The organism is Paenibacillus sp. SZ31, from assembly GCF_012912005.1.
Taxonomy (GTDB): Bacteria; Bacillota; Bacilli; order Paenibacillales; family Paenibacillaceae; genus Paenibacillus.
Map to the genome: position 1 here is coordinate 205,398 of NZ_JABBEA010000010.1, position 13,167 is coordinate 218,564.

Annotated in this window: 11 protein-coding genes and 1 other RNA gene; 1 reads left to right on the top strand and 11 read right to left on the bottom strand. The window is 47.1% G+C overall.

All coding sequences use genetic code 11. The annotated features are described in order from the left end of the window. Positions 1-108: 108 nt before the first annotated feature. The gene (locus tag HF638_RS19455; RefSeq protein WP_169481670.1) at positions 109-1,338 is read left to right on the top strand and encodes an aminotransferase-like domain-containing protein; all 1,230 of its coding nucleotides are present in this window, start codon (positions 109-111) and stop codon (positions 1,336-1,338) included. A gap of 259 nt (positions 1,339-1,597) precedes the next feature. Here HF638_RS19455 and rnpB read toward each other — a convergent pair. The 11 genes from rnpB to era form a co-directional block, all read right to left on the bottom strand. Further along, an RNA gene (rnpB, locus tag HF638_RS19460) (RNase P RNA component class A) lies at positions 1,598-2,006 on the bottom strand. Between the two features lie 82 nt (positions 2,007-2,088). Continuing rightward, positions 2,089-3,204, bottom strand: coding sequence for a Nif3-like dinuclear metal center hexameric protein (locus tag HF638_RS19465; protein WP_169481647.1), 1,116 nt, complete (start codon positions 3,202-3,204; stop codon positions 2,089-2,091). Continuing rightward, positions 3,180-3,938, bottom strand: a complete 759-nt coding sequence (locus HF638_RS19470; RefSeq protein ID WP_169481648.1) for a tRNA (adenine(22)-N(1))-methyltransferase — start codon at positions 3,936-3,938, stop codon at positions 3,180-3,182. The genes HF638_RS19465 and HF638_RS19470 overlap by 25 nt, the downstream gene beginning before the upstream one ends. Positions 3,939-4,122: 184 nt before the next feature. Next, complete coding sequence (rpoD, locus tag HF638_RS19475) at positions 4,123-5,262, bottom strand: RNA polymerase sigma factor RpoD (RefSeq protein ID WP_017687256.1); 1,140 nt, start codon at positions 5,260-5,262, stop codon at positions 4,123-4,125. Positions 5,263-5,305: 43 nt separating this feature from the next. Continuing rightward, the gene (dnaG, locus tag HF638_RS19480; protein ID WP_036615029.1) at positions 5,306-7,126 is read right to left on the bottom strand and encodes a DNA primase; all 1,821 of its coding nucleotides are present in this window, start codon (positions 7,124-7,126) and stop codon (positions 5,306-5,308) included. A gap of 47 nt (positions 7,127-7,173) precedes the next feature. Continuing rightward, the gene (locus tag HF638_RS19485) at positions 7,174-7,641 is read right to left on the bottom strand and encodes a YaiI/YqxD family protein (RefSeq protein WP_481856167.1); all 468 of its coding nucleotides are present in this window, start codon (positions 7,639-7,641) and stop codon (positions 7,174-7,176) included. Between the two features lie 229 nt (positions 7,642-7,870). Further along, positions 7,871-9,946 carry a glycine--tRNA ligase subunit beta gene (glyS, locus tag HF638_RS19490; RefSeq protein ID WP_169481649.1) on the bottom strand — a complete coding sequence of 692 codons (2,076 nt, stop codon included), beginning with the start codon at positions 9,944-9,946 and terminating at the stop codon, positions 7,871-7,873. Then, positions 9,939-10,826 carry a glycine--tRNA ligase subunit alpha gene (gene glyQ, locus HF638_RS19495; RefSeq protein WP_169481650.1) on the bottom strand — a complete coding sequence of 296 codons (888 nt, stop codon included), beginning with the start codon at positions 10,824-10,826 and terminating at the stop codon, positions 9,939-9,941. The genes glyS and glyQ overlap by 8 nt, the downstream gene beginning before the upstream one ends. Positions 10,827-11,236: 410 nt before the next feature. Then, a complete protein-coding gene (gene recO / locus HF638_RS19500) occupies positions 11,237-11,989 on the bottom strand; it encodes a DNA repair protein RecO (RefSeq protein ID WP_036674806.1) in 753 nt (250 codons plus the stop codon). A gap of 33 nt (positions 11,990-12,022) precedes the next feature. After that, a complete protein-coding gene (locus HF638_RS19505; RefSeq protein WP_169481651.1) occupies positions 12,023-12,163 on the bottom strand; it encodes a YqzL family protein in 141 nt (46 codons plus the stop codon). Between the two features lie 104 nt (positions 12,164-12,267). Next, the gene (gene era / locus HF638_RS19510) at positions 12,268-13,167 is read right to left on the bottom strand and encodes a GTPase Era (protein WP_047843779.1); all 900 of its coding nucleotides are present in this window, start codon (positions 13,165-13,167) and stop codon (positions 12,268-12,270) included.

The window sequence follows — 13,167 nt, forward strand, 5'->3', positions numbered from 1 at the left end:
TCCCCCCAACTGTTATGATCTTCATTTTACTGTTATAGTGCAGTCCGTCTATTATAGTTTATAATATCAGTATAACAGTGAATAACAGGAGATGAGAATAACATGAACATGAGTATCCCTTGGTCCAAAATGGCACAAAACACCCCGTCCTCTGTCGTTCGCGACATGCTCCAGGCCGCTCAGGCACCTGGAATGATCTCACTAGCCGGTGGATTACCAGCCCAGACTTCATTCCCGCTGGAAGCTATCCGTGTTGCATATGAAAAAGTATTTATGAGCGGAGCAGCCGCTCTTCAATATGCGGAGACTGAAGGTTATCGTCCTCTCCGCGCCAAAATCGCCGAGCGTCTTGAATCCAAGGGCATTCCCGCTTCACCCGACCATATGCTCCTCACGACGGGTTCACAACAATCCATCGACTTGGTCTGTCGTATTCTTCTTGATCCGGGTGACCGCGTACTGGTTGAATCACCTACCTACCTCGCTGCCCTGCAAGTTATTCATTCCTATCAGGCTGAATCTCACGGCGTAGCCTGTGATGATCACGGCATGTTGCCTGAATCTTTGGAGGAACAGCTCCAGCTACATCGTCCAAAGCTCGTCTATATCAACCCAACGTTCTCCAATCCTACGGGTAAAGTATGGTCACGAGAAAGACGTCAGAACGCTGTGGATCTATGCCGCAAATATGGTGTACTCATCCTCGAAGATGATCCCTATGGCGAAATTCGGTTCAATCCGGAGCAATTGGATGTCCCTGCTCTTGCAGAATTGGATGCAGCATCCTATGGCGGCCCTTCTAATGTCGTTTACACCAGTACGTTTTCCAAAACGGTAGCACCGGGTCTTCGTACCGGCTGGATTCTGGCCGCTCCCGATATTGTCAAAATGGCAGCACGGGCTAAACAGGGTGCAGACTTGCATTCCAGCAGTATCGACCAAAGAGCTCTTCACGCACTGCTTGAATCCTTCGATTTGGATGCGCATATCCGCCATATTTCAGAGGATTACGAAAAACGCATGAAAACACTGACGACTCTTATGGCAGCCAAAGCATGGGAAGGCATCTCGTGGAATTCACCCCAAGGTGGCATGTTCTTGTGGCTGCAATTGCCTGAAGGCATGCTTGCAAGCAATCTGTTCACTTACGGTATTCAGGAGAAAGTGTGCATTGTGCCAGGTGATTCCTTCTATGCGGGTACACCGGAGCTCAACCGCATGCGGATCAACTTCACGCATACGGATCCCGAGCTACTCCCGGAGGCTGTAGAACGAATGGATCGCGCCATTCAACGCTGGCATGCTTCGTTAACATCGGACAGTGTTGTTACACTGTAATGAACTGTCATAAATGTTTCGATATCCATTAGCGTATGAAGGTTGTTAAATAGCTTGATATGAGAAATAAAAATAAGGCGGCAGGCCCGAGAATCTCGGAACTGCCGCCTTATTTTTATAGAACCTGTTATCAACAGGAGTTATGTTTTTCGGATGTTCATGGGTCCTTCTGATCAGTCAGGCCATCGGATGATTCATACGAGTTGTCCTCGACTGATAGGTGGACTACATTGTGTCGCTATGGTGTTGTTGTTGCAGTTAGGAAAGCTTACCGTAAGCCGGGTTCTGTGCTCTTCGTGGTTCATACGGGAACTACCCTCCCACCAGAAGCGACAATCATCTATCTAGGCCATACATTGCTGCACAGCTCAAGCGACCAACCTAGACACACCTCGGGCTAAGGTTGCCTCCTCCGAAAAGGCGGCTGTGTCCCATTAGGTCTTGCTCCAGATGGGGTTTACCAGGAACGAAGTCACCAGCGTTCCTCGGGGTCTCTTACACCTCGGTTCCATCCTTGCCTGTGCCGGAAAATCCGGCCATCGGCGGTCCATTTCTGTGGCACTATCCTTCAACTCGCGCTGACTGGACGTTATCCAGCATCCTGCCCTGTGGAGCCCGGACTTTCCTCTCGTGGCAACAAGGCCACCAGCGATTGTCTGTCAAACTTTCCGAACAACATTACATAGTATACAGGCATTTGAGTTCCCAGACAAGCTTAATATTACTGGGAATCGCACAGCAACTATCTTTTTAGATAAACTGGAATACTTCCGTATTTACCTCTGAAGCCGTAACTTGCGTATCATATCGTTTATCTTGCAAATGGGAACGAAGCCAATCGGCTGTTTTCGGTTTCATAATCTTCTCGGAATTATGTCCCGGGTCGATGATACACATGCCTGCCATTAACGCATCATGAGCCGTGTGATAATCAATATCCCCGGTCACAATAACATCCGCACCTTTGAAGCGAGCCGTGAGCGCGTAACGGCTGCCGGAGCCGCCAAGAACCGCTGCTTTTTTGATCTTTTTGTTCAGATCCCCTACTACACGCACATGAGGCACATTGAATTGGGTCTTCACGACCTCCACGAGCTCACCTAATGTCTTAGGCTCCCTAAGGGGTCCCAAGCGTCCCAGACCGAGCGTACGACCTTTTAAATCCATTGCATAGAGGTCGTAGGCCACTTCTTCATACGGGTGAGCCTTAAGCATGGCCTGAACGACCTTACTACGCAGGCTTTGAGGCACAATGGTCTCAATACGCATTTCTTCCACACGTTCCATCTGCCCTTGAGTACCAATAAACGGTTGTGTCCCTTCACCTGGTACAAAAGTTCCTGTACCTTCCGTGTTGAAGCTGCACTTGTTGTATTGACCGATACTCCCCGCTCCGGCTTCCAGAATGGCTTGAAGAACCTGTTCATGATGCGTGCGAGGCACAAATACAGCGAGTTTGTACAGATGATCTGTATGTACATCCTCCAGCGATTCTTTGCTCTCGATGCCGAGTGCCTCGGCCATCCAATCATTCATGCCACCTTCGGCTACGTCCAGGTTCGTATGACTGATATAGACAGCAATATCATGCTTAATCAGCTTTTCATACAGTTTACCCATAGGCGTATCCGTACTCAGTGACTTAACCGGTCGGAAAATAATGGCATGATGGGCGATAATCAAATTGGCACCGATACGAATCGCTTCGTCCACCACTTCATCCGTCACATCCAAAGCAACTAACACGTGACTGATTTCTTTTTGCAAACTGCCCAGCTGCAGACCAATGCGATCATCTGGTACAGCCAGATGTTTCGGAGCAAGTTGCTCCATCAGTTGAATTATAGATTGACCTTTGGCAAACATGCCAAAACCTCCTTCAAGTTTGCGATAAGACGCTCTACCTCAGCCGCCTTGTCCCGGGAAGAATCCTGATCGGATTTGGAGATGGAGTTAACAACCCCTTGCAGTTTGACGATCTCACTTTCCCATTTGGCAAAAAATACATCCGTCGGTCGATCAACCAAATAAGGCCCCATCCGTAGCAGCAAGTCTTCCGTCAATTCTGTCCCGCCTTGAAGCGGACGTGCACGATACACCTCAACATTGGCAATCGGGCTTACGGATTGTGGCATCGCCGTTATAATTTCATAGATCTTACCGTCTTCTTCGAGCAACTGTTCTGCTACAACTACCCAATTATGCTCCAACAACCAGCGTCTGAGGATATCCTCTCCCACATTCGGTTGCAAAATAAGGAGCTGGACTCCTTCCAGTTTGGATAAGCCTCGGTCCAAAATAGAAGCAATCAGAGCACCACCCATACCCGCAATGGTGATGACTTCCACTTCTCCCGCAGAAATCACATCAAGCCCGTCTCCACGACGCACTGTGATTTTCTCTTTCAGGCCAGCATCGCTGACTTGTTTGCAAGCAGCATCATAAGGGCCAGGATTGACTTCCCCGGCTACTGCACTTGCAGCTTTCCCACTGCGGATCACAGCTACTGGCAACAACGCGTGGTCTGAACCGATATCAGCAATGCGGCTGCCATCGGGAATTTGATCATGTATTCGCTGTAATCGATTCGAAAGTTTCATGAAGCACCTACACCATTCATTTAATTTATTGATTTGCATTGAACAAGGAAAAGCGATAAAATAAAATCCAATCAAACATTTCAAGGATGAATTTCCAAAACCAAGAAATCAAGACGTTTAAATTAAAAATAAAGGAGACCCCGCCGCCGCTAAAGCGTCTTGCGGAAAGTCTCCCATAGTTCGATTATTCGAGGAAATCCTTGAGTCGTTTACTACGACTCGGGTGACGCAACTTACGAAGAGCCTTGGCTTCGATCTGACGAATACGCTCACGCGTAACACCAAATACCTTGCCGACTTCCTCCAGCGTTCTCGTCCGTCCATCGTCCAGACCAAAACGTAGACGAAGAACATTCTCTTCACGCTCAGTCAATGTATCAAGAACATCTTCGAGCTGTTCTTTCAGCAACTCATATGCAGCAGCATCCGCCGGAGCAAGTGCTTCCTGATCCTCAATGAAGTCACCCAGATGGGAATCATCTTCCTCACCAATCGGTGTCTCCAGAGAAACCGGTTCCTGTGCAATCTTCGTAATTTCACGAACTTTCTCCACACTCAGATCCATCTCAGCAGCGATTTCTTCTGGTGTTGGTTCACGCCCAAGTTCCTGCAACAGCTGACGGGATACCCGGATCAGCTTATTAATCGTCTCCACCATGTGCACAGGGATACGAATCGTACGCGCCTGGTCAGCTATAGCACGAGTGATCGCTTGGCGAATCCACCATGTGGCATACGTACTGAACTTGTATCCTTTTTTGTGGTCGAACTTCTCAACCGCTTTGATCAGACCCATATTACCTTCCTGAATCAAATCAAGGAACAACATTCCACGTCCAACGTACCGCTTGGCGATACTGACTACGAGACGCAGGTTCGCTTCAGCCAGACGACGCTTGGCTTCTTCATCCCCGTTCTCAATCCGTTTGGCCAGCTGTACTTCATCATCTGCCGACAACAATGGCACACGACCAATTTCCTTGAGATACATGCGGACAGGGTCATTGATTTTGATACCTGGCGGCAAGCTCAGATCATCATCAAAGTGGAATTCGTCCTCTCCCTCTCTGGTGTTGTTCTCGGAATCTTCACTAGGACGAAGTGTAACCTCTTCATTATTTTCATTCACTACATCGATACCCAGATCGCTCAGTTGCTCATAGAACTCATCCATTTGCTCTGCATCTTGCTCAAAAGGAGAGAGTTTCTCTATGATTTCCTTGTAATTCAGCGAAGCTCTTTTCTTACCTGATTCAATCAATTGATCTTTAACCTGATCCAGTGTCAATTCTGTTTCTAGTTCAGTATGCTGATCATTCGCCATAACTCGACTCCCTCCTCCCTAGAAACATCCAATAATCAGACGTTCACTGTCTCTCTAGGGCAATCATTTCAATTGCAATCTGTGCCGCGCGTACAGAATCACCTGCCCGCTCTGCAGCAATCATTTCTTCTTTTTTCAAATCGTACTCTTTCTTACGCGGATGCTTCAGCACTTCCCTGATGCAATCATCGAGCATTTGAATACTCCATTCACCTGGACCATCCATCATCGAGATTGAACTGACCGTTTTTTCCAGACGATCGTCATGCAGTGAAGACATAAAACGGCTTGTATCCGACGGCTTGCCTTGCGCATAGTAGGCATATAGATAAGCAGCAATAGCTGCATGATCATCCAAGTTAAAAGCTTCACCAAGATGCTCATTCACGTACTGGGCAGCCTCATCATCCTGCAACATCCAGGCGATCAGTTTGCGTTCAGCAGCGTGGTAAGCCGGCAACAGATTGGGTGTAGGCACCTGCCTATTTTGTTGCCTACCATTATTCCACCTTTTCGGGTTATTATCCCCAAACTGGAGGTTATTTTTCATCGCCTCCCGTTCTTCATTACACTCCTGCTTCAATGTTTCGAAGGATACGTCCACTTCTGCAGCCAGTTCACGAAGATACACCTCCCGCTCTGTTGGAGAAGGTAAGGGGGCAATCAATTTTACTGCTTCTTTCGAATAGGCGATTTGTCCGCCACCCTCTAGCAGTATATGGCTTTTTTTTAGGTTTATAAGTTTAAATTTTGTAGTTGTCACGGCACCGTCCACAATCTGGTTTCGGAACCGTTCACCACCATGCTTCCGGATAAAATCATCCGGGTCAAGTCCCTCAGGAATGAGAGCCACTTTGACCTGCAATCCGGCTTCCTCAAGAATGGGAAAGTTTTTGAGTGCAGCAGCTTGTCCTGCTCGGTCGCCGTCATAACATATGATGACCTCGTCGCACATCCCCTTGAGCATCAGTGCCTGATTCTCGGTTAACGCCGTACCCATTGCCGCTACACCATTCTGGATATCCTGATCCCATGCGGATATGACATCACCATATCCCTCGAACAAAATGGCTTGACGTTGTTTGCGAATTGCATTTTTGGCATGATGCAGATTATAGAGAACACGGCTTTTGTTAAATAACCGGGTTTCCGGTGAATTTAGATACTTCGGTTGCCCGTCTCCCAATATGCGCCCTGCAAATGCAATCGGCTTACCGCTCCTGCCATTGATCGGGAACATAATCCGGTCTCGGAATCGGTCCACATATCCTTGACCTTCATTTCGCGGTGACAGAAGTCCACCCTTTTCCATCTCTTCAAGCGGATAGTTACGTTTTTCAAGAAATTGTACCAGGGTGTCCCAACGATTTGGTGCGAACCCAATCTGGAACTGGTCGATTAACTTGTCGCCAAAACCTCGTGAGCGTAAATACTCCATGGCTGACTTGCCGTGCTCTGTATTTTTCAACAAAAAATGATACAGCTTCGCGGTAAGCTCATAGGCCTCCAACAGACGTTCCGTCTCCGGATTCACATGAGCAGATTCACGCCCTTGCCAGTCGCCCATAGAGATATGGCTTTCTTCTGCCATCGTCTTGACAGCCTCGGGAAAGGATAACCCTTCGATTTCCATCCTGAATTTGATGGCATTTCCACCCGTGCCGCAACCGTAGCAGTAGAAAATTTGTTTCTCAGGTGTAACGGTGAACGAAGGCGTCTTCTCGGAATGAAAAGGACAGAGGCCCTTCATATACTTCCCCTGCTTGGTCAGATGCACAAATCGGCTCACCGTATCGACAATATCATTCTGCTGTAACACCGATTCAATAATACTTTCGGGTATACCGCCTTGTCCGGTACTCATCTCTGGCCACCTTCATCTCTTCAACACGTAAATATAATTCGATAAACTTACACATTCTCCTGCAAATCTTTTAAAAGTTTTGTCAGTTTATGTTGAAAAATTTCTCGATCCTGCTCTGTGAAAGGCTTTGGGCCTTTCCCATAATGCCCTCTTTTTCGCGCTTTGGCCGCAGTGTGACGAGAATCCAACATGAAATCAATATCACGATCGTTAAACTCACGACCACGAAAGGATAAAACATAACAACGTTTACCGAGCGCAAGTGCCGCAAGTCCATAGTCCTGAGTGATAACCACATCGCATGGCTTAATATGATTAGCAATATACAGGTCTGCGCTCTGATCGCTGCGATCCACTTGCACGGTTCGCACCCCTTCTCCTCCTTGAAGCAAATGATCAAATGAAGAGACTAACAGTACAGGGATGTTGAAAAGGCGAGCGGTTTGCGCAATCTCGGTTTTGACCGGACAAGCATCACCATCCACAACAATATGGCGTATATTTAACTCACTCAATCCCAGACCACCCGGTTTCATAAAATAGCTGCATATTGTAATATACGACCCCGGCCAGGCAAAATCCTTCTGCCGGAGCAAGGGAAATCAAAGGCTAAAATACGGAGCGATTGTAAAAAATACATTTCACAACCCGTTCCGTATATTTATACCCTCATATATCCTTCTTTAATACTGAATTTTAGCATTGCTCCAAGTCTGTGGAAAAGGACTCATGAAATACGCCCAATTACCAAACCAACTTGGAAAAATCAGCAAATCCTTTCAAGTCACGATCAATAGCCGCGAGCAGTGCAAGTCGGTTCGCACGAACAGCATCATCTTCAGCCATAACCATGACCGAATCGAAGAATGAAGTAATACCATCCTTCCAAGCGGATGCAATAGCCAGCGCTTCTGCAGCATCGTGCTGAGTCAAGGCCTGACGGTACTCTGCATTCGTTCTGCTCCATGCCTCGTGTAACTGACGCTCTCCATCTTCTGTGAACAGTTCCGGATGTACGGAAGCATTGGATGCTTTAGCAGCCAGATTACCCACACGGTTGAACGATTCAACCGTTGTTTTGAATGCGTCTCCTGTCAGAACAGCCGCCATCAACGCTTCACCTTTTGGAACCACAGCGCTGATATCATCGAATCCGGAAGAAATCACGGCATCCACAACGTCGTAACGGACGGTTTCGGACAATAATTTTTTCACACGAAGCCCGAAGAAGTCTTGCAGATCTTTACGAACCTCTTCATCTGCACGTTTCAACAGGTTCATCTGGGCATGCACTTGAAGTGCTACTCCGAACACATCTGACAATGTCAACGGTAGCTTATGATCCAGCAAAATCTGTACAATACCTGCAGCCTGACGGCGCAGCGCATACGGATCTTGAGATCCCGTAGGAATGATGTTGATGGAGAAGCAACCCACGATTGTGTCCATTTTATCCGCAGCACTCACAATGGCACCGACAAGCGAAGCAGGAGATTGATCTCCGGCGAAACGTGGCTGATAGTGTTCGAATACAGCTTTGGCCACTTCTTCTTTCTCGCCAGCTTTACGAGCGTAATCCTCACCCATCACACCTTGCAGTTCCGGGAATTCACCTACCATCAGTGTCACCAGATCGAATTTGCAGATATCTGCTGAGCGGCTAACGGATTCGGCAACATCACCGGATACTTGCAATTTGGCAGCAAGCCCATCGGCAATCTTGCGAATACGACGTACTTTATCTCCAACCGTTCCCAGCTCTTCCTGGAAGACGATACTTTCAAGCTTCGACAGTGCATCCTTAATCTGTAGCTTCTGATCTTCCTTATAGAAGAACTTGGCATCAGACAGACGTGCACGCAGAACTTTTTCATTCCCTTTGGCAATAACATCCAGTGAATCACTTCCACCGTTACGTACCGTTACGAAGAATGGCAACAATTGTCCCTCGCTGTCCAATACAGGGAAATAACGCTGATGCTCACGCATGGAAGTAATCAATACTTCTTGTGGAATATTCAAAAATGAAGAGTCGAATGTCCCGAACAATACCGTAGGTGTTTCCACCAGGAACAGCACTTCTTCCAACAAGTCTTCCTTAATCGCAATATCCCATTTTTTCTCAGCAGCCAGAGCCTGAATTTGGGATACAATGATCTGTTCACGTTCCTGGATATCTGCAATGACATGTTCAGAACGCAACACTTCCACGTACGAAGACGGATTGGAAATCACGGCCTCCTTACCGAGGAAACGATGTCCGCGAGTTACATTGCCAGACTTGACGCCTGTTACTTCCAGGTCGATAACATCACTGCCGAGCATAGCGACGATCCAGCGGATTGGACGTACAAATTTGAAATCATAAGAAGCCCAACGCATGAATTTCGGGAACGTCATGGCATGTAATACAGATAACAAGCCTTCGCCAATCACAGAAGCCGTTTCCACACCTTTGCTGCTCTTCGTTGCATAGATATATTCGACACCGTTCAATTCCTTGAACGTAAACTGGTCCAGTTCAACACCTTGACTGCGGGCGAATCCCAGTGCAGCTTTGCTCCAATTGCCACTGTCATCCAGTGCAATTTTGCGTGAAGGACCTTTCACTTCTTCCTCGATATCTTCCTGCTTTTCAGCCACACCTTGAATCAAAACAGCCAGTCGGCGCGGTGTAGCATATGCGTTCACTTCACCATAAGCAATGCGGGATGCATCAAGCCATTTCACGATACGCTCTTGTAGCTGCGCGATTGCTGCGCGCATGAAACGTGCAGGTACTTCTTCCAGCCCGATTTCAAACAACAGATCCTTAGACATGCTTGGCTCCCCCTTTCTTGATCAGCGGGAAGCCTAGCTTCTCACGCTCTTCCATATATGTTGCAGCGACTTGGCGAGCCAGATTACGGACACGTGTGATGTAGCCCGTTCGTTCCGTTACACTGATGGCTCCACGTGCATCCAACAGGTTGAACGTGTGGGAACATTTCAGCACATAGTCATATGCCGGGAATACCAGGTGCTGTGCCATGGCTTTGTTTGCTTCTTCTTCATGCATGTTGAAGAGTGTAAACAACATTTTCACATCAGATACTTCAAACGTATATTTAGAGTGTTCGAATTCTGGTTGACGGAATACATCACCATAAGTGATACCTTCCACCCATTCCAGATCAAACACATTCTCTTTTTCCTGAATGTACGAAGCCAAACGCTCCATACCATACGTAATTTCAACAGCTACGGGATTCGTCTCGATTCCACCAACTTGTTGGAAATACGTGAATTGTGTAATTTCCATTCCGTCCAACCATACTTCCCAACCAAGACCTGCACAACCAAGGGAAGGGTTCTCCCAGTTATCTTCAACAAATCGAATATCATGTTTGAGCGGATCAATGCCCAGACGCTTCAGACTTTCCAGGTAAATTTCCTGAATATTGTCCGGAGAAGGCTTGATGATCACCTGGAACTGATGATGCTGGTACAGCCGGTTAGGGTTCTCGCCATAACGTCCGTCCGAAGGACGACGGGAAGGCTCCACATAGGCCACTTTCCAAGGTTCGGGTCCAAGCGAACGTAAAAAGGTCATCGGGTTCATCGTACCTGCCCCTTTTTCCGTATCGTATGGCTGGACAATAATACAGTTATGCTCGGCCCAGAATTGTTGCAGCGTTAGAATCATCTGCTGAAAATTCATAATCATGCTCCTTTTCAATGGTTTGTTAGCAAGCTTAGAACGGAGCAGACAACAATAAATAGCCCCCGTCCTACGCCTGTTGTACAGACGTAGGGACGAGAGCTATTCCCGCGGTTCCACCCTACTTGGCTTGGATCAAACAGGATGATCCTGTTCGTTCCAGCCCACTTTTCCGTGTCCATTCATGCTCCCGAGTGCCGTTTCAAAGATCGATTTAGCCCGGCTTCCACCATCCCCGGCTCGCTCATTCATGTTTCACAAGTGTCATACAACAACTTGCCCCCACAAATGCAATAAATCCATTCTTTTACTTTCTCGTTCAATGCATGTCTCATAAAGAGAAATTATATTTCATAATATATAAAATCTAGTATGAAGTCAAGATATAGTTTCACTTCCATCAAAACGCCTCAAATCCCGTACTTCTCCATCTGATCGAGGAAAGAACGGGATTTAAGATTCAGACCAAGCTGATGATCCATGAAGGCACGCATCAGTTTTTTGATCTCATCACGGGTAGATTCACTCACTGATATATTTCCCAAGCGCTGCAGATCCAACTGCGCGAACAAACGTAACAACTTCAGAGCCTTTGGACTGACTGACATCGCCGGAGGATCGAAATGTTTGCATGCACGACACAGGACGCCACCAAGTCTGGGACTTATAAACAACTGCTCATCCGGTCGCTCCTGATTACAGGAGATACACTCATCGAACTGTGGACCATAACCGGATGCCTGTAATATTTTCATTTCGTACAGACTGGTAATAACAACCGGATCTTTTTCTTCCTTCAACGCCTGCAGACACGCCTTTAACTGTTTGAACCAAAATGTACCTGTCTCTTCATCTTGAAGCACGCGATCCAATAGTTCACACGCATAAGAGGCATAAGAGGCCTTGACCAGATCTTCACGCAACTCATGATAGGATTCAACAATTTCTCCAGCATTCAGTGTACCTAGACCTGTATTGCGAAAATATACATATTGACCAAACGTAAACGGCTGCACCAGTGCAGCATGTCGGCTCTTGGGCTTTTTGGCACCGCGGACGAGTACCCCTACTTTCCCGCCGCTTTCGGTGCAAAGCGTAATGATTTTGTTCCCTTCGCCGTAGTCCATGCTGCGGATGACAATCCCTTCCACCCTGTATAGCATGCCTCGTCACCTAACCATTCCCGAATCAGCCAGTTATCCCTCGGCTTCTTCATCTTCAATCACTTCCCTTGCAAGTTCCGACTCCTGTCCTAACGAGTTACACGCCTCGGTATATAACAAATAGGACTCCACGTCCCCCGTCATCGCAAAAACCTTCCACGAAAAATCTCGCATCGGAATTTCATCCTCTCTTCGGAAATGACGTCTGCATCTACCAAATAGGATGGAGTCTTGCAAGGTAAACTATGTGTTGCAATTACTGGATACAATTCCGACGATCAATCACGGCCAAAGCCAAGGTCACGCAGAACTCGATCCTGATTTCTCCAGTCTTTTTTCACTTTAACCCACAGATCCATGAAGATTTTGGAGCCAAGCAAATTCTGAATGTCATGTCGAGCTCGTTTACCCACTTCTTTCAGAAGGGCACCTTGCTTCCCGATAATGATCCCTTTTTGGGAATCCCGTTCCACAAAAATGACGGCTGAGATATAAACGACACCATTATCCTGAACTTTCATATCTTCGATCGTTACAGCAATGGAGTGAGGCACTTCTTCACGAGTCATTTGCAGAATTTTCTCACGAATCAACTCGGCACATACAAACTGCTCCGGATGGTCAGTAACCTGGTCATCAGGATAGTACTGTGGACCTTCAGGCAAATACTTGCCGAGCTGTTCCAGCAACGTGCTGACATTGCTGCCAAGCATGGCAGAGACAGGAACGATTTCAGCGAAATCGTGAAGCTTGCGATACGTCTCAATGAGTGGCAACAGCGCTTCCGGCTCAATTTTGTCAATTTTATTCATGACGAGAATGACAGGCGTACGGATATTTTTCAACTGTTCCGCAATATAACGGTCACCGCCACCCAACCCTTCCGAAGCGTCAATCAGAAACAGTGCTGCTTCTACTTCTCCTAGCGTGTTCAAAGCAGTCTGGTTCATGTAATCGCCAAGTTTGGATTGACGTTTGTGAATCCCTGGTGTGTCCAAGAAAACGATTTGCTGATGTTCGGATGTATACACACCATGAATCTTATTACGTGTCGTTTGTGGCTTGTCCGACATAATCGCAATTTTCTGTCCGATCACCTGGTTCATCAGTGTGGATTTACCTACGTTTGGACGTCCAATAATGGCTACAAAACCGGATTTGAATGCTTGTTTTTTCAT

Coding starts and splice junctions, on each gene's coding strand:
- HF638_RS19455 (WP_169481670.1), top strand. CDS start 109: ATGAGTATCCCTTGGTCCAAAATGGCACAAAACACCCCGTCCTCTGTC.
- HF638_RS19465 (WP_169481647.1), bottom strand. CDS start 3,204: ATGTTTGCCAAAGGTCAATCTATAATTCAACTGATGGAGCAACTTGCT.
- HF638_RS19470 (WP_169481648.1), bottom strand. CDS start 3,938: ATGAAACTTTCGAATCGATTACAGCGAATACATGATCAAATTCCCGAT.
- rpoD (WP_017687256.1), bottom strand. CDS start 5,262: ATGGCGAATGATCAGCATACTGAACTAGAAACAGAATTGACACTGGAT.
- dnaG (WP_036615029.1), bottom strand. CDS start 7,126: ATGAGTACCGGACAAGGCGGTATACCCGAAAGTATTATTGAATCGGTG.
- glyS (WP_169481649.1), bottom strand. CDS start 9,946: ATGTCTAAGGATCTGTTGTTTGAAATCGGGCTGGAAGAAGTACCTGCA.
- glyQ (WP_169481650.1), bottom strand. CDS start 10,826: ATGAATTTTCAGCAGATGATTCTAACGCTGCAACAATTCTGGGCCGAG.
- recO (WP_036674806.1), bottom strand. CDS start 11,989: ATGCTATACAGGGTGGAAGGGATTGTCATCCGCAGCATGGACTACGGC.
- HF638_RS19505 (WP_169481651.1), bottom strand. CDS start 12,163: ATGCGAGATTTTTCGTGGAAGGTTTTTGCGATGACGGGGGACGTGGAG.
- era (WP_047843779.1), bottom strand. CDS start 13,167: ATGAAAAAACAAGCATTCAAATCCGGTTTTGTAGCCATTATTGGACGT.